This is a genomic window from Micromonospora sp. MH33 (assembly GCF_003013775.1).
GTDB lineage: Bacteria > Actinomycetota > Actinomycetes > Mycobacteriales > Micromonosporaceae > Micromonospora > Micromonospora fulviviridis.
The window spans coordinates 1-15,269 of the sequence record NZ_MUYZ01000156.1; the positions used below are offsets into that span (position 1 = coordinate 1).

Consider the following 15,269-nt stretch of genomic DNA (forward strand, 5'->3'; position numbering starts at 1 on the left):
CGGCCTCCGCCTGCTCCGGCTCCGGGGCGCGAATGCCTTCGGCGAGCGCCAGCACCTCGGCCACCTCGGCGACGCCGCCCAGCGCCTCGCGGACCGGCCGGCCCAGCGCGCCGGTGTGGCCGCGCGCCTCGTGTCGGCAGAAGTAGGCCAGCTCGCAGGCGGCCAGGCAGTCCGGCGCGTAGCGGGCCGGTACGGCGGCGAGCAGGTCGTCGATCCGCGCCATCCGGTCGAGCTGGCGGCGCAGCACCAGTAGTTGCTTGCGCACGTCGAGCAGGCTGGCCACCGGCCGGTTGGCGAAGTCGCGCGGGCAGACCAGCACCACCTCGTGCGAGACGAGGTCCGGGTCCTGCCCATCGGCGGCGAGCAGCTCGCGCAGCGCCAGCACGTAGACGGCGGACTGGATGGCCGCGGCGGCGACCTTGGCCGGGTCGGCCTGGCCGTCGATGATCGGGAAAGACTTGATCTCCACGACGTGGAAGCGACCGGCGAGCCGGGCGGCCACCAGGTCCGGTTCCAGGTTCACCCGGCGGCCGGCGACGTCCAGGCCGAGCAGCGGGTGGTCGAAGAGCGCCGGCCCGTCGCCGGACGCGGTCAGTGCGGTGCGGGACCGCTCCGGCCGGTCCTCGTCGCCGCCCAGCTCGGTCCAGGTGGCCCCGTCCGGCACCGGTACGCCCAGCCGCTCCGCGACCAGGCGCAGCAGTTCCGCCCCGCCGTCGGCCTTCACCTGGGCCTCGAACGCGTTGCCCCGGGTGATGGCGAAGCGGGACTGGCCGAACCGGGCCGGGAAGCCGATCCGCTCGGCCAGCTTCGGCTTGTCGACCCCGGCGCTGTCCAGTACCGCCCGGCGGGTGCAGCCGGGGTTGCCGGTCAGCGCGGCGATGGTGCGGGCGTTGTGCCGCCGGGGCGGCATGCCACCCCGGATCTCGGCCAGGCGCTGCGCGGTCTCCGTCATGATCCGCCCAGGATAGGCGCTCTCCGCCGCTACGGCCGCTGCCGCGCCCGCCCGGTCGGGGTCAGCGGCCGGCCGACCGGTTCCAGGGTGAGCGGGGTGACTGGGCGCCCGCCGTGGGTCGGCTGCGGCGGCGGCGCCGGCGGCCGGGCGTGCACGGCGGCCGGGAGACGGTGTGCACCGGCGCGGCCGGCGGGATGACCGGCTGGCGGCCGATCAGCCAGCAGAGGAAGCGCGCCACGGTCAGCCGACCGGGAGGCGCTCGGCCTCGGCCCGCGAGATCTCGTACTGCGCGCCGCAGAACGTGCACTGCTGCGCGTACCGGGTGCGCACCGGGATGAGCGGGATGAAGAAGAGGGTGAATTTCGTGGCCCGCCGGGTGATGACCTGGGCGGCCCGGTTGCCGCAGTTGCGGCAGACCTGGGTGACCACGCCGGACCGGTCGACCCTGGTCCGGAGCCCGAAGATGAAGAACATCGCCCGGCATTACCCCGCCGGGCCCCGGAAATCACCACCGATATTTTTCTCTCGGCTGTCCGGATGCGCGGTCCCCGATCGTCAGGGTGGATGGAAGCACGACCGACAGGAGTGACGTGATGAAGTACATGATGCTCGTCTGCACCGACACCGAGCCCGACCGCGACCCGGGCGCGGCGCCCGACATCGAGAAGTGGGTGGCCGAGCGGGACGCCAACGGCCAACGGCTCACCGGCAGCCGGTTCGCGCCCCCGTCGGCCGCCACCACGGTCCGGGTCCGCGACGGCGAACTGCTGCTCACCGACGGCCCGTTCGCCGAGACGAAGGAGGTGATCGTGGGCTTCGACCTCCTGGAGTGCGCCGACCTGGACGAGGCGGTCGAGGTGGCCCGCGCCCACCCGATGGCGTACGCCGGGCGCATCGAACTGCGCCCGCTGGTGGAGGACTGATCCGGTTGACCGACGCGGCCGGGGCGGTCGCCGACGCGGGCGCCGAGTCGTACCCGCGGATCGTGGCCGCCCTGATCCGCGTCACCGGCGACTGGACCCTCGCCGAGGACTGCGCCCAGGAGGCCCTGGCGGCGGCGCTGGAGCGCTGGCCCCGCGACGGCGTGCCGGCCAACCCCGGCGGGTGGCTGATGACCGCCGCCCGCAACCGGGCCGTGGACGTGCTGCGCCGGGCCAGCGTGGAACGCCGCAAGCTGCGCGACCTGGCGCTGCTCACCGATCCCGCGCCGCCGCAACCGGAGGGAGACGTGGTGGACGACCAGCTCCGGCTCATCTTCACCTGCTGCCACCCGGCGCTGGCGTTGGAGGCCCGGGTGGCGCTGACCCTGCGCACGGTGGCCGGGGTGCCGACCGCCGACATCGCCCGCGCCTTCCTGGTCACCGAGTCGACCATGACCCGCCGGCTCACCCGGGCCAAGGCCAGGATCGCCGCGGCCGGCGTCCCGTACCGGGTGCCGACCGGGCCCGCGCTGGCCGAGCGCCTGCCGGGCGTGCTGGCCGTGCTCTACCTGCTATTCACCCGGGGGTACGACGCCGACGGCGAGCCGGCGTTCGCCGCCGAGGCGATCCGGCTGGCCCGGCTGCTGCACACGCTCCTGCCGGACCAGCCCGAGGCGGCCGGGCTGCTCGCCCTGTTCCTGCTGCACCACTCCCGCCGGGCGGCCCGCCGCGACCCGTCCGGCGACCTGCTCACCCTCGACCAGCAGGACCGCGCCCGGTGGGACCGGTCCGCCATCGCGGAGGGCGTCGCGCTGCTGGAGCGTGCGGGCGACGGCCCGTACGCCCTCCAGGCCCGGATCGCCGCCGCGCACGCCACCGCCCCGACCGCCGCCGAGACCGACTGGCCGGCCATCGCCGGCTGCTACGACGCGCTGGCCCGGCTCCAGCCGACCCCGGTGGTCGGGCTCAACCGGGCGGTGGCCCACGGGTACGCGCACGGCCCCGCCGCCGGGCTGGCCCTGCTCGCCGAGGCCCGGGCCGGCGGGGCGCTGGGCGGCTACCAGCCGGCGGTGGCCGCCGAGGCCGAGTTGACCGCCCGCCTCGGCGACCCGGTACGCGCCGCCGCGCTGTTCCGGGCCGCCGCCGACGCGGTGCGCTCCGATCCCGAGCGGCGCGCCCTGCTCCGCCGGGCCGCCGAGCTGTCGCCCTGAGGGTCAGGCGTTGCTCGGCATCTCCACGTCGAGCCAGATCGGCTGCCAGTCGGCCACCTCGTGGAAGCGCCGCAGCTCGGCGAGCCCGGCCACGGTCCCGGTCCAGGCCGCGTACGGGGGGTTGCCCTCGTCGAAGCCGGACTGCACGAAGGTCAGCTTCGTCCGGCCGCCGGACTCGGCCAGCTCCCAGTTGCTGACGCCGGTCGGTCCCCAGTCGACGGAGAGCGCGCGGCCCGGGGTGAGGTCGACGACCTTGGCCGCGTAGCCGGCGTCGAAGCCGCCCATGGCGTAGCGGCCGCCGACCCAGGGCTCGATGCCGATCGGGTAGCCGAACCAGGCGCTGGCCTGCTCCGAGTCGGTCAGCGAGGTCCACACCCGGTCCATCGGGGCGTCGATCAGCAGCTCGCCGCGCAGGTCGGCGGAGGTGAAGTCGGTGCGCGGCAGCAGCGGGCGACCCTCCAGGTGCGCGTTGAGGTTGGCGATGGCCAGCGCCCAGAAGGTCTGCAGGACCCCGCGGATGCTGCTGCCGTCCATCGCCTCGGCGAAGCTGAAGTGGCTCTGCCGCAGGGTGAGCACGGTGCTGCCGCCCTCCGGCGTCAGCTCGAACTCGGTGGTGGTCTCCACCCCGTCGAGCGTCCAGGCGAAGCGCAGCGTCCGCTCGTCGGCGTGCAGCAGCCGCTGGTGCGGCGCGTCGCCCTCCGGCGTGTAGCGGCCCCAGAACTCGTAGCGCCGGGGCAGGTCGACCTCGGCGTGCTCGGCCAGCCAGACGCGCAGCTCGGCCGGGTCGGTCAGCGCGCGGCGCACGGCCTCGGCCGGCGCGGCGAGGCGGGCCCGGACGGTCAGCAGGTCACTCATGGTTGTCGCCCTTCGGGTAGCAGGCCACGGCGAGCTTGAAGGCATCCCCTTCGGCGCCGCCGTAGCGCGTGAACAGGTCCCGCAGCGTCGACTGCAGGTCGTGCAGGAACTCCTGCCGCCGCTCGGCGGGCACCCGGATCTCGCCGGAGACACCGATCGAGGGCAGCTCGGGGGCGGTGCGGTCCAGCGCGGCGATGTCCGCCTGGACCTCCTCCATGAGGTCGAGCAGGTAGCCCAGGCTCAGCTCGTCCTGCGCGCGGCGGGCCCCGCCGATCCGGCCGACCAGCCGGGGCGAGAGCCAGTAGGACCGGGCGGCGGCCTGGTAGATGCCCTCGCTGATGCCGCGCACCCGCCGCTCGGCGACCTGCTCGGCCAGCCCGGCGGCGACCAACTGCTTGACGTGGTAGTAGACCCGCTGCGGCGTCTGCTCCAGCCGGGCGGCGATCTCGGTGCAGGTGCGGGGCTCGGCGAGCTGCCGCAGCACCTCGATCCGCTGCGGCTTGAGCAGGGCTTCGGCCTGCTCGCGCTCTTCCAGGTACAGGACGTCTCTCATGGCAAAATCAGTTTGTACGTACAAAACTTCTTTGTCAATAGGTTCGACGAAAGGCCGCGCGGACCGCGCGGCCTTTCGTGGGACGACGATCGTCAGGGCGTCCAGTCGGGACGCAGCGGGTAGCCGTTCACCCCCTGCGGACCGTTGTGGGTGGCGACCACCTGGTGCAGCTGGATGCCGTTGCGCTCGAAGGCCATCCGGGAGCCGGCCATGTAGAGCCCCCAGACCCGGGCGGTACCCGGGCCGACCTCGCCGACGCAGAAGTCCCAGTGCTCGACGAGGTTGCGGCACCAGCCGGCCAGGGTCAGCGCGTAGTGCTGGCGCAGGTTCTCCTCGTGGTGCACCTCCAGCCCGGCGTCGTGGATCTCGCTGATCAGCCGGCCCGGGCCGGCCAGTTCGCCGTCCGGGAAGACGTACCGGTCGATGAACGCGCCGGAGCGGTGCGGGGCCCGGTTGTCCGCCCGGGTGATGCAGTGGTTGAGCAGCCGGCCGCCGGGCTTGAGCCGGCTGCGCAGCGCCCCGAAGTAGGCCGGGTAGTTGCGCACCCCGATGTGCTCGGTCAGCCCGATCGAGGAGATCGCGTCGAACTGCTCGCGCGGCGCGTCCCGGTAGTCGAGGTGGCGCACCTCGGCGAGGTCACCCAGCCCCTCCCGCTCGATCGCCGCCTGCGCCCACTCGGCCTGCGCCCGCGACAGGGTGACGCCCAGCGCCTTGACGCCGTACTCGCGGGCCGCGTGCCGGACCATGCCGCCCCAGCCGCAGCCGACGTCGAGCAGCCGCATCCCCGGCTTCAGCGCCAGCTTGCCGGCGACCAGGTCGTACTTGGCCCGCTGCGCCTCCTCCAGCGTGTCGGTGGGGCTGTGGAAGACCGCGCAGGTGTACGTCATCGACGGGCCGAGCACCTTCTCGTAGAAGGCGTTCGAGACGTCGTAGTGGTGGGAGATCGCGTTGCTGTCCCGGGTGCGGGAGTGGCGCAGCCCGTTCACCACCCGCTTCCAGCGGGGCGCGGCCTCCTGCGGCGGAGGCGGCGGCGGCAGCAGCCGCTCCCAGCCGAGCCCCTTGACCAGGGCCAGCGCCTCGCTCACCGGGGGCATCCGCAGCGGCATCTCGTCCTTGAGCACCCGCAACGCCTCGTACGGGTCGCCCGGGTGGACGCCCTCCAGCCCGAGGTCGCCGCTCACGTAGGCCCGGGCCATGCCCAGGTCACCCGGGGCGGTGAGCAGATAGGACAGCCCGCGTTCGGAGCGGATCGCCAGGGTGATCCCGGCGTCGGCCGGACCGACCGCGCTGCCGTCGTACCCGGTGATGCGAACGGGCAGGTCGCCCGTGGTGACCGCACGGATCACGTCCGCCACGGTCGGTCCGCCACGCCGGCCCCCCGCCGGCGGGCCGGCCGGGGCACTAGCCGCCCCGGGAGTTCGGTCGGTCAGACTCATGCTCTCGCTACCGCCTTCTCGTACAGTCCGGTGAGCCGGTGGTCCGGGTCGTAGCGTTCCTTCACGGCGCGCCAGGTCTCCCCGCCGTAGAGCCGGTCGAACGCCGCCCGGTCGTAGTACGCGTCGGAGTAGAGCGACTTGTGCCCGCCCGCGTCCGACACCGCGCGCTCGATCTCCCGGTTGACGTCGCCGTCGGCGGCGCCCTCGGCGATCGGCACGCTCCCCCAGAAACCGATGTTCACATAGGTTTCGCTCGGTTGGAGGGGATACAGCGGCCAGGCCCGGGCGGATCCCGGGCCGGCCGGCTCCCGCAGCCGCAGCGGGCAGAGCCACACCGGGTTCATCCGCACCGTCCCGGCGAACCAGCGCAGGAAGTTGGCGGTCCCGGCGAGCGGGATCTCCACGTCCTGCACCACCCGCTCCCGGGCCGGCCGGCCCCGCCAGCGGTCGATCCGGGCGGCCACCTGGTGCCGGTGCTCCAGCCGGACCAGGCGGTGGTAGAAGTCGCTGCGCCGGTAGCGCTGCGGCCAGAGCCGGCGGACCACCGGGTGCTGCACGCCGAACGCCGCGGAGCACCAGAACCAGTCGGTGTCCCAGCGCCACAGGTAGTCGTAGGTGGTGAGCACATCCCGGGTGCGCCGGCGCAGCGAGCGGTAGTAGATGTCCTGGCCGGTGTAGTCGCTGGGCCGGCCCTCGGCCTCGTCGGTGAACGTGGCGAGCACCAGGTACGCCTCGCCGGGGCTGAACATCACCCCGTCCATCGCGTCGACCGGCTCGCCCTCCCAGGAGCCCTTGGCGACCACGTCGGCGATCGCGTCGGTCAGCTCCTCCAGCCGGCTGAACCGGATGTTGCGCAGCGCCACGTAGCGGCGCACCGGTTGCAGCTCGATGCGCAGCCGGGTGGAGTAGCCGAGGCTGCCCAGCGAGTTGGGGAAGGCCCGGAACAGGTCGGCGTGCTCGCCCACCGGCCGGGCCGTGAGGAGCTCGCCGGACCCGGTGAGGATGTCCAGCTCGGTCACCGACTCGTGCGGCAGGCCGTTGCGGAACGAGGTGGACTCGATGCCCAGCCCGGTCACCGCGCCGCCCAGCGTGATCGTGCGCAGCTGCGGCACGACCAGCGGCATCAGGTGGTGCGGCAGGGTCGCGTCGACCAGATCCTCGTAGGTGCACATGCCCTGCACGTCAGCCGTCCGGGCGTCCGGGTCGACGGAGAGCACCCCGGTCAGGCCGCTCACGTCCAGGCCGGGGGTGCGCGGCGCGGACCGGGGCCGGAACAGGTTGGAGGTCTGCTTGGCCAGCCGTACGGGTTCTCCGGCGGGCACCGCGGCGTACGAGCGTCGCAGCGCGTCCACCGCCCGCTCATGATCACGGACAGCGTGCATGAGATCACCTTACGCCTGGGTACGACAATTCGTGGGATGTCCACGGTGGCCTTTTCGAGGCCGCCCGGAGACCCCCGGGTTACCGTGGCGGGCATGTCCTCCCCCGCACTCACCGCCCTGGACGCCACCGGCCTGCCCTACCGGGTCATCCGGCACGGCCCGGTGCGCAGCCTCGCCGAGGCGGCGGAGGCGCGCGGCGTCGCGGTCCCCGACGTGGTCAAGACGATCGTGGTCCGCCGCGGCGAGGACGACCACCTGTTCGTGCTCACCCCCGGCGACCGGGTCATCTCCTGGCCGAAGCTGCGTCAACTGCTCGGGGTGAGCCGGATGTCCATGCCGGACGCGGCGGCGGCCCGGGCGGCCACCGGCTACGAGCGCGGCACCATCACCCCGTTCGGCGCCAGCACCGCCTGGCCGGTGGTCGCCGACGAGCGGCTGCGCGGCCGGGAGATCACCCTCGGCGCGGGCGAGCACGGGGTGGCCGTCGCGGTCGACGCCGACGCCGCCCTCGCCGCGCTCGACGCCACCGTCGCCGACGTCACCGACCCGGAGCCCGCCCGCTGAGCGGTGGCCGCCGCCCGGTTGCCGACATAGCGTGGGAGGCATGCCGAGAGCCGTCTGGAACGACCTGGTCATCGCGGAGAGCGACGACACCGTGCTGGTCGAGGGCAACCAACCACTACTTCCCCCGTACCGCCCTGCGCGACGACCTGATCCGCGACTCCGACACCCACACGGTCTGCCCGTGGAAGGGCACCGCCTCCTACTACACGCTCGAACACGCGGGCACCACCAGCCCGGACGCCGTCTGGTACTACCCAGACCCCAAGCCGGAGGCGGAGATGGTGCGCGACCGGGTGGCGTTCTGGAAGGACGTCCGGGTCGTCGACTGACGCACCCGCCGCCGGGGCGACTGGCTCTCGGCGGCCCCCGTGGGTCAGGATGCCCCCATGGCCGACCCGCGCACCGACCCGTCCGGCACCGTCTACGGCGGCCGCCGCCCGGCCCGCCGTGGCCTGCCGCAGGACCCGCTCATGCGGATCGCGTTGGGCGTCGCCCTGGTCGGCGTACTCCTGGGGGTGTTCTTCGCCACCGGCGTGCTCGGCGGCGGCGGCGACCAGCCGGTGGTGCCGGCGGCGGCCGTGCCGACCCCGGCGGCGGTCGAATCGAGTCCGGCCCCGGCCACCACGGAGGCCGCCCCCACCTCGGCGGCGCCCCCGCCGAGCGCTGCCCCGACCACACCGCCGGCCCCCGCGGCCACCCCGAGGGTGCTCCGCGGCGTTCCCTCCGGGCTCTGCCTCGGGGTGACCGACGAGGATCCCGAGGGCGCGGACGCGGCGCTGGCCGACTGCACCGGCGGGCCGGAGCAGCAGTGGGTGGTGACCCCGGTCGCCGCCGACACCTACGTCCTGGTCAACGCGGCCAGCGGGAAGTGCCTGGACGTGGACGGGCAGGGCACCGACGACGGGGTGGCCGTGCAGCAGTGGTCCTGCAACGGCCAGGCCAACCAGCAGTGGAAGCTCAACCCGACCGGGTCCGGTCCGGTGCTGCTGGTCGTCGTGCACAGCGGCAAGTGCGCGCAGGTCGACGACGCCGGCACCGAGGCCGGGAGCCGGCTCGAACAGGCCCCCTGCAACGGCGCCCCGGAGCAGCAGTGGGCGGTCGGCTGACCGGTCAGCCCCGGTAGCTCCAGGCCCGCCGGCCGACCGCCACCGGCAGGGTGAACGCCGGCTCGTCGCCACGGCGGCGCAACAGCAGGGAGAGCCCGGCCGCGGGGCGCCGGCCACGTACCAGGCCGCGGCGTAGTCGCCGAGCCGGTCGCGGACCAGTCCGGCCCCGGTCGCGGCGACCGCCGCGCCGACCTGGTGGGCGGCGAACACCCAGCCGAAGACCACCGCGCCGGACGCGCCGAACCACTCCCGGCACAGCGCCACGGTGGGCGGCACGGTGGCCACCCAGTCCAGGCCGTAGAAGACGATGAAGACCAGCATGCTCGGCCGCGCGGAGCCGGCGAAGAGGCTCGGCAGCACCAGCAGCGAGGCGCCACGCAGCGCGTAGTAGGTGCCGAGCAGCAGCCGGCTGTCCACCCGGTCGGTGAGCCAGCCGGAGGCGACCGTGCCGACGATGTCGAAGAGCCCGACCAGGGCGAGCAGGCCGGCCGCGGTGGTCTCGGGCATGCCGTGGTCGTGCGCGGCCGGCACGAAGTGGGTGCCGACCAGCCCGTTGGTGGTCGCGCCGCAGATCGCGAAGCCGCCGGCGAGCAGCCAGAACGGCCGGGTCCGCGCGGCGGCGGCGAGCGCGCCGACCGCCCGGGCCGCCGCCCCGCCGGCCGGCGGGGCCGGGGGCACCACCTCGGTTGCGCCGTAGGCGGGCAGGTCGAGATCCGCCGGGTGCTCGCGGAGCAGCCACACCACCAGGGGTACGACCGCCAGCGCGGCCCCGGCCACGACCAGCGCCGCCACCCGCCAGCCGTGGTCGCGCACCAGCACGGCGACCAGCGGGAGGAAGACCAGCTGGCCGGCGGCCCCGCCGGCGGTGAGCACGCCGGTGACCAGGCCACGGCGCCGGACGAACCAGCGCCCCGTGACCGTCGCCACGAAGGCCAGCGCCATCGAGCCGGTGCCCAGCCCGACCAGCACGCCCCAGCAGAGAATCAACTGCCAGCTCGCGGTCATCCCCACGGTCAGCGCGCTGCCCAGCGCGACCAGCACCAGCGCGCCGGCGACCACCCGGCGGATGCCGAACCGGTCCATCAGCGCGGCGGCGAACGGGGCGGTGAGCCCGTAGAGCATGAGGTTGACCGAGACGGCGGCGGAGATGGTCGCCAGGGGCCAGCCGAACTCGGCGTGCAGCGGATGCAGCAGCACCCCGGGGGTGGCGCGGAAGCCGGCGGCGCCGACCAGGGCGACGAACGAGACGCCGGCCACGAGCCAGGCCGGATGCAGACGGTGTCGGGTCACGGCTCCGAGTCTGGGCGGGGCGAGCCGGCACGACGAGTGGCCGGAAAGCCATCATGCGCAATAATCGGGCCATGACCCCGCATCGTATCGCCGTCCTCGCCCTCGACGGGGTGGTCGGCCTCGACCTCGGCACCCCCGCCCAGGTCTTCGGCACCGCCCGCGACGGCGACCTGACCCCGCTGTACGCCGTGGCGACCTGCACCCCCGGCGGGCGCCCCGTCCGCACCACCGCCGGCTACCAGGTGCTGCCCGACCACGGCCTGGAGCTGCTCGACTCCGCCGACACGGTGATCGTCCCCGGCATCCACGGCGGCCCGCCGCTGACCGACGGGACACTGGACCCGGCGGTCGCGGCGGCACTGCGGGCCGCCCACGAGCGCGGCGCCCGGATCATGTCGATCTGCACGGGCGCGTTCGTGCTGGCCGCCGCCGGCCTGCTCGACGACCGCCGGGCCACCACCCACTGGGCGTACGCCGACCGCTTCCGCCGGCTGCACCCCGGCGTGGACCTCGACCCGGACGTGCTCTTCGTCGACGGCGGCGAGGTGCTCACCTCGGCCGGGGTGGCCGCCGGCATCGACCTCTGCCTGCACGTCATCCGCACCGACCACGGCAGCGCGGTGGCCAACCGGTCGGCCCGGCGCTGCGTGGTGCCGCCGTGGCGGGAGGGCGGCCAGGCCCAGTACATCGAGCGCCCGGTGCCCCGGACGGCCGAGACCGGCACCGCGGCCACCCGCGAGTGGGCCCGGCAGCGGCTGCACGAACCGGTCGCGCTGCGCGAGCTGGCCGCGCACGCGCGGATGAGCGTCCGCACCTTCACCCGGCACTTCCGCTCCGAGACCGGGCTCAGCCCGGCGCAGTGGCTGCTCCAGCAGCGCACCGAGCACGCCCGGCTGCTGCTGGAGACCACCGACCTGACCGTCGACCAGATCGCCCGGCACGCCGGCTTCGGCACCACCGCCGCCCTGCGGCAGCACTTCCACTCCCGGGTCGGGGTCGCCCCCACCGCCTACCGCCGCACCTTCCGTCGGGCCCCTGACCCGGTGGCGCCTCGACCCTGAATCGCGGCCGCGGCCGCGGCCCCGCGCGGCTCGGTGGTGGCTGGTGTCAGGCGAGGTGGGGCTGGCGGCGGAGGGCGCGGAGCTGGGCCAGGTGCATGGGGAGGTGGACGCGGGTGTGCAGGTCGAGGGCGCGGCCCCAGGGCAGGGACTCGTCCACGTCCAGGTCGAAGCCCTCTCGCAGCACGGTGTCGACCGGAGTCTCGGCAGCCGGGCCGAGCCGCTCGGCGAGGGCGCAGAGCTTCTGGCTGGTGGCCCGGAGCAGGGCGGACAGCCCGTCCAGCCCGCCACACTCGGAGGTCAGTGCGTCGAGCTGTGGCCGGTGGATGGTCTCCAGGTCGTAGTAGGCGAACGGCGAGCCGACCAGCACCGCCTCGGTCGCCTCACTCATCAGCTCGTCGTTGGCGGCGAGGTGCGCCACGATCTGCTCGGCGCTCAACTCCCCCTCCGGGGGCGGCCCGAAGCCGCCCGCGTCCACCTCCGCGAGCACCGACTCGTACGCCCGCCGCAGCGCCGCGGCGTCCACCTCGTCCATGCCCGAATCCAACCCCCGTCCCCGGCAACCGCACCGCGGTTACCCCGCTCTCTTCACCCGGACGGGGCTCCACCCCTCCCAATCTTGGCGAGTTTCCGTTCGCTGCAAACGGCAACTTGCCAAGATCCGGGTACGCCGCTGGCCGGCACCCCGGTGTTCGGGGTGCCGGCCAGCGTTTGCTTCTTGGGTCAGCTGTTCCAGTGCTGGGCGACGAGGTCGGCGGCCTGCTGCTCCCACTGCGCGTACGCATCCGGGTAAGCCGAGACCTGCACGGTCTGGGCGGCCTCGGTCAGCGGCATGTCCTGCCAACCATCAACCTGCTTCAGACCCTTCTCGAATGCAAGGGTCGAGTACTCGGGGTCGGTGATCTGCTCCGGCGTACCCCAACCCGAGGACGGCCGCTGCTGGAACAGACCCAGCGAGTCATGGTCATTCTTGTCGCCGAGGTGGCCCAGGTTCTCCAACTTCGACTCCTGCAGGCTCGTGGCGATCGAGATGACCGCGGCCCGCTCCGGCAGACCCGCCTTCTTCGTCGCCGCGATGATCGCCTTCGCGTTCGCGGTCTGCTCGTCATTCAGATCAATCTTGGACTGGGCGCCCTGCACACCGTGCGGGATCAGCTTGGCGCTGTCCGGCTTGTCGGCCTGCACCGCCACCGCGACCGGCTTGCCCTCGACGGGACCGGCGTCGGCGTGGGCGGCGACCGGACCGGCGAAGACACCACCGGTGAAAGCCAGACCAGCAACACCCAGCACGCTCTTACGCAGCATCGTGTTCATGAGGGAAAGCTCCATTCGGGGGTTGGCGCACACACGAGCCGATGGGGGTCGGCCAAGTGGTGTGCGCACCGTCAGGCGCTCACAAAAGGGGGGAAAGTCTTGGGGGATCATCCGGCGCGCGGGGCTGAGCCTCTTCGTCGCGCCGGGACCATGTACAACGACCGGCGGCCCACCATCATTCCGGGACCGGCCACCTCACCTCGGGGGCAGCCCGGGGGCTGGCCACCCGCCTTGGCGGGTCTTGCCGGCACCCCGTCGCGCGGGGGGGGCGTCTTCCTCGGCCGTTCACGCGGATACAACGACGCCCACCCGCCCGCCATTCCGCCGCCAGAGTGCCGCCGGCCACCCCAGGAAACGGACACGCCACCCAGCCGACCCGGTCGGTGGAACACCACGGGTGCATCCAGGCCCCGGAGACACCCCATGACGTTCCACCCAACGCCCCCGCGACCCCGTCGGTGGAACGCCATGGAGGTGTCCCGGCCCCGGAGACATCCATGACGTTCCACCGACGCCCCCACATCGGGCGGAAACCGGACACTCGGCCCAGGCGAACGAAGGCAGGACGCAGGCGAAGGTGCCGGCGAGACGGCGGGAGCGGATGGGTGAGCCACGACGAGGCGGCGGTTGACCAGGCACCCGCGCGACCACTCGATCAGGGCCCGATGGAAGATCGGCCCCGGATTGACTCAGGTGGCGGCATCCAGCGCAGTCCGGGGACATTCCCTCGCCGAGCTGCGGTCGATCACGGGCCGGAGAGACGGAGCCGCCGCCGGGCGCATGGGGCGGCGGTGGCCGGGTGGGCCGGACACCGCCACCACGGCGAGATGGAGTGGACGAACCGGTCAGCGGCGGCCGCGGCGGGCGCGGAGGTAGTCGGAGACGACGTACTCGCCTAGGTCGTCGAGGTCCGGCGTGAACATCCGACCCTTCGAGCGACGGGCCACCGCGTCGACGAAGCGGCGCAGGCCCGGGTCGTCGCCGAGCATGAACAGGTTGAGCGTGGCGCCGTACCGGGTCAGCTTGTCCACCTCGCGGATGGTCGCCTCGATGGTCTCCGGCAGCGGCGGCCAGTGGAAGGACGCCTCGCCGTCCTCCGGGTCGAGGTGGGCGGTGGGCTCGCCGTCGGTGACCACCAGCACCACCGGCTCGGCGCCGGGGTGCCGGCGCAGGTGCCGCCCGGCCAGCCGCAGCGCGTGCTGGAGGTTGGTGCCCTGCTCCATGTCCGGCTCCACCGCGGCCAACTCGTGCTGGGTCAGCGTCATGGCCTCCCGGCCGAATCCGATGATCTGCAGGGCGTCCTGCGGGAAGCGGGTCGCCATCAGGTGCGACAGGGCCAGCGCCGTCTGCTTCATCGGGCCCCAGCGCCCCTGCGAGATCATCGAGTAGGACAGGTCGACGCAGAGTGCCACGGCCGCCGACGCCCGCCGCTCGGTCTCCATCACCTCGAAGTCCTCGACCGCGAGCTGCACCGGCACCCCGGGGCCGGTCCGGCGTACCGCGCGGGTGAGGGTGCGGACCACGTCGAGGGGCTGCTCGTCGCCGTACTCCCACTGCCGGGAGGCGCCGCTCACCTCGCCGGCCGCGCCCGCGGAGCGCAGGTCGTGCTGACCGCGCGGGCCGGCGGTCAGGTCGGCGAAGACCCGGCGCAGGGCGGTGCCGGCGAGCCGGCGCAGCGCCTTCGGGCTGAGCGTCAAGCCTTCGGCGTCCCGGGTCACCCAGCCCTGCCGGCGCAGCTCGCGTTCCAGCTCCCGCAGCCGGCGCGCGTCGTCGGCAGCGTCCCGGCCCAGCGTCCGGGCTACCGCCTCGACGTCGATGTCGTCCAGGGTGGCGCCGGGGTGGTCCTGGTCGAGGGAGTCGAGCAGTTCGTCCAGCTCGGCGATCTCGCCGAGCGCGCCGGCGGCCTCGCCGTAGCCGAGCGGCTGGTCCCCGCGGACCCGCTCGCCGCGCTGCCAGTTCAGGTCGGGGCGCAGCGACCGCAGGTGGGCGTCCAGCTGGGACAGTTCCCCGGCCAGCTGCTCGCCGAGGGACTGGCGCATCAGCCCGGCCAGTTCCTCGCGCTGCCGCTCCGACAGCGACCGCATCAGCCGCTCCCCGGCCGCCGACCGGCGGGCCAGCACATCGATCAGTTCGTCGACGTCCTTCGGCCGCTCCGGGAAGAACTCGCCGTGCCGGCGCATGAACTCGGCGAACGCGTCGGTGGTGTCCTCGGACCGGGCGTGCCGGGCGAGCAGGTCGTTGAGGTCGCGCATCATCTCGGCGAGCTGCCGCTGGGCGGCCGGGTCGGCGGCGGCCCGTGCCGCGTCGCGCAGCCCGGCGAAGCGCTGCTCCAGCACGTCGCCGCGCAGCCCGTCGAGGATCCGCTGGTAGGTCTGCCGCGCCTCGTCGCTGGCCCAGTCGTACCCGGACAGTTCCTCGACGGCCCGGGCGGTCGAGCGGGGCAGGTTGTCCAGCACCGCCTCGGCGAAGCGGGCGGCGTCGCCGTCCCGCCCGCGCAGCTCCTCCCGCTCGGCGGCGAGGGCCTGGTCGAGCAGCGCCTGAGCGCGGGTCACCGCGCCGTCCAGGTCGCCCCGCCGCAGCGCCTCGCGACGCAGCCGGCGGGCCCGGGCGGCCAGGTCGTCCAGGCCG

General features: G+C 74.1%; 14 protein-coding genes and 2 pseudogenes. 6 read left to right on the forward strand and 10 right to left on the reverse strand.

From position 1 onward, the window contains the following. A partial coding sequence (locus tag B0E53_RS21945; RefSeq protein WP_107077786.1) for a hypothetical protein occupies window positions 1-952 on the reverse strand: 952 nt, incomplete at its 3' end. A gap of 240 nt (window positions 953-1,192) precedes the next feature. Then, the gene (locus tag B0E53_RS21950; protein WP_107077787.1) at window positions 1,193-1,426 is read right to left on the reverse strand and encodes a zinc-ribbon domain-containing protein; all 234 of its coding nucleotides are present in this window, start codon (window positions 1,424-1,426) and stop codon (window positions 1,193-1,195) included. A gap of 119 nt (window positions 1,427-1,545) precedes the next feature. Between B0E53_RS21950 and B0E53_RS21955 the strand changes: the two genes are divergently transcribed. Both B0E53_RS21955 and B0E53_RS21960 read left to right on the forward strand, forming a co-directional pair. Beyond that, complete coding sequence (locus tag B0E53_RS21955) at window positions 1,546-1,875, forward strand: YciI family protein (RefSeq protein ID WP_107077788.1); 330 nt, start codon at window positions 1,546-1,548, stop codon at window positions 1,873-1,875. Between the two features lie 5 nt (window positions 1,876-1,880). Next, complete coding sequence (locus tag B0E53_RS21960) at window positions 1,881-3,083, forward strand: sigma-70 family RNA polymerase sigma factor (RefSeq protein ID WP_107077789.1); 1,203 nt, start codon at window positions 1,881-1,883, stop codon at window positions 3,081-3,083. A 3-nt stretch (window positions 3,084-3,086) separates the two neighbouring features. Here the strand turns inward: B0E53_RS21960 and B0E53_RS21965 are convergent, their stop codons facing one another. The 4 genes from B0E53_RS21965 to B0E53_RS21980 form a co-directional block, all read right to left on the reverse strand. Further along, entirely contained in the window at window positions 3,087-3,938 is an 852-nt protein-coding gene (locus B0E53_RS21965) for an SRPBCC domain-containing protein (protein ID WP_107077790.1), read from the reverse strand. Continuing rightward, window positions 3,931-4,491 carry a helix-turn-helix domain-containing protein gene (locus tag B0E53_RS21970; protein ID WP_107077791.1) on the reverse strand — a complete coding sequence of 187 codons (561 nt, stop codon included), beginning with the start codon at window positions 4,489-4,491 and terminating at the stop codon, window positions 3,931-3,933. The genes B0E53_RS21965 and B0E53_RS21970 overlap by 8 nt, the downstream gene beginning before the upstream one ends. 92 nt (window positions 4,492-4,583) lie before the next feature. Then, the gene (locus B0E53_RS21975; RefSeq protein ID WP_107077792.1) at window positions 4,584-5,927 is read right to left on the reverse strand and encodes a class I SAM-dependent methyltransferase; all 1,344 of its coding nucleotides are present in this window, start codon (window positions 5,925-5,927) and stop codon (window positions 4,584-4,586) included. Continuing rightward, window positions 5,924-7,309, reverse strand: coding sequence for an FAD-binding oxidoreductase (locus B0E53_RS21980; protein ID WP_107077793.1), 1,386 nt, complete (start codon window positions 7,307-7,309; stop codon window positions 5,924-5,926). The genes B0E53_RS21975 and B0E53_RS21980 overlap by 4 nt, the downstream gene beginning before the upstream one ends. Before the next feature lie 93 nt (window positions 7,310-7,402). Here B0E53_RS21980 and B0E53_RS21985 point away from each other — a divergent pair, with 93 nt between their 5' ends. The 3 genes and pseudogenes from B0E53_RS21985 (at window position 7,403) to B0E53_RS21995 (ending at window position 8,979) form a co-directional block, all read left to right on the forward strand. Beyond that, window positions 7,403-7,873: a YbaK/EbsC family protein gene (locus B0E53_RS21985; RefSeq protein WP_246835537.1), complete on the forward strand. Its 471-nt coding sequence runs from the start codon at window positions 7,403-7,405 to the stop codon at window positions 7,871-7,873. Between the two features lie 40 nt (window positions 7,874-7,913). Continuing rightward, window positions 7,914-8,202 (forward strand): annotated as a pseudogene (locus B0E53_RS21990) (DUF427 domain-containing protein). 141 nt (window positions 8,203-8,343) lie between these two features. Continuing rightward, a complete protein-coding gene (locus B0E53_RS21995) occupies window positions 8,344-8,979 on the forward strand; it encodes an RICIN domain-containing protein (RefSeq protein WP_246835538.1) in 636 nt (211 codons plus the stop codon). A gap of 4 nt (window positions 8,980-8,983) precedes the next feature. On the opposite strand, the pseudogene B0E53_RS22000 reads toward B0E53_RS21995, so the two are convergent. Then, a pseudogene (locus B0E53_RS22000) lies at window positions 8,984-10,321 on the reverse strand (MFS transporter). A 1-nt stretch (window position 10,322) separates the two neighbouring features. Here B0E53_RS22000 and B0E53_RS22005 point away from each other — a divergent pair. Continuing rightward, entirely contained in the window at window positions 10,323-11,330 is a 1,008-nt protein-coding gene (locus tag B0E53_RS22005) for a helix-turn-helix domain-containing protein (RefSeq protein WP_107077796.1), read from the forward strand. Between the two features lie 46 nt (window positions 11,331-11,376). Here the strand turns inward: B0E53_RS22005 and B0E53_RS22010 are convergent, their stop codons facing one another. The 3 genes from B0E53_RS22010 to B0E53_RS22020 all read right to left on the reverse strand — a co-directional run. After that, window positions 11,377-11,853: a hypothetical protein gene (locus tag B0E53_RS22010; RefSeq protein WP_107077799.1), complete on the reverse strand. Its 477-nt coding sequence runs from the start codon at window positions 11,851-11,853 to the stop codon at window positions 11,377-11,379. 197 nt (window positions 11,854-12,050) lie between these two features. Next, the gene (locus B0E53_RS22015) at window positions 12,051-12,641 is read right to left on the reverse strand and encodes a hypothetical protein (RefSeq protein ID WP_107077797.1); all 591 of its coding nucleotides are present in this window, start codon (window positions 12,639-12,641) and stop codon (window positions 12,051-12,053) included. An 845-nt stretch (window positions 12,642-13,486) separates the two neighbouring features. Then, a partial coding sequence (locus B0E53_RS22020) for a VWA domain-containing protein (RefSeq protein ID WP_107077798.1) occupies window positions 13,487-15,269 on the reverse strand: 1,783 nt, incomplete at its 5' end.

Coding starts and splice junctions, on each gene's coding strand:
- B0E53_RS21950 (WP_107077787.1), bottom strand. CDS start 1,426: ATGTTCTTCATCTTCGGGCTCCGGACCAGGGTCGACCGGTCCGGCGTG.
- B0E53_RS21955 (WP_107077788.1), top strand. CDS start 1,546: ATGAAGTACATGATGCTCGTCTGCACCGACACCGAGCCCGACCGCGAC.
- B0E53_RS21965 (WP_107077790.1), bottom strand. CDS start 3,938: ATGAGTGACCTGCTGACCGTCCGGGCCCGCCTCGCCGCGCCGGCCGAG.
- B0E53_RS21970 (WP_107077791.1), bottom strand. CDS start 4,491: ATGAGAGACGTCCTGTACCTGGAAGAGCGCGAGCAGGCCGAAGCCCTG.
- B0E53_RS21975 (WP_107077792.1), bottom strand. CDS start 5,927: ATGAGTCTGACCGACCGAACTCCCGGGGCGGCTAGTGCCCCGGCCGGC.
- B0E53_RS21980 (WP_107077793.1), bottom strand. CDS start 7,309: ATGCACGCTGTCCGTGATCATGAGCGGGCGGTGGACGCGCTGCGACGC.
- B0E53_RS21985 (WP_246835537.1), top strand. CDS start 7,403: ATGTCCTCCCCCGCACTCACCGCCCTGGACGCCACCGGCCTGCCCTAC.
- B0E53_RS21995 (WP_246835538.1), top strand. CDS start 8,344: ATGCGGATCGCGTTGGGCGTCGCCCTGGTCGGCGTACTCCTGGGGGTG.
- B0E53_RS22005 (WP_107077796.1), top strand. CDS start 10,323: ATGCGCAATAATCGGGCCATGACCCCGCATCGTATCGCCGTCCTCGCC.
- B0E53_RS22015 (WP_107077797.1), bottom strand. CDS start 12,641: ATGAACACGATGCTGCGTAAGAGCGTGCTGGGTGTTGCTGGTCTGGCT.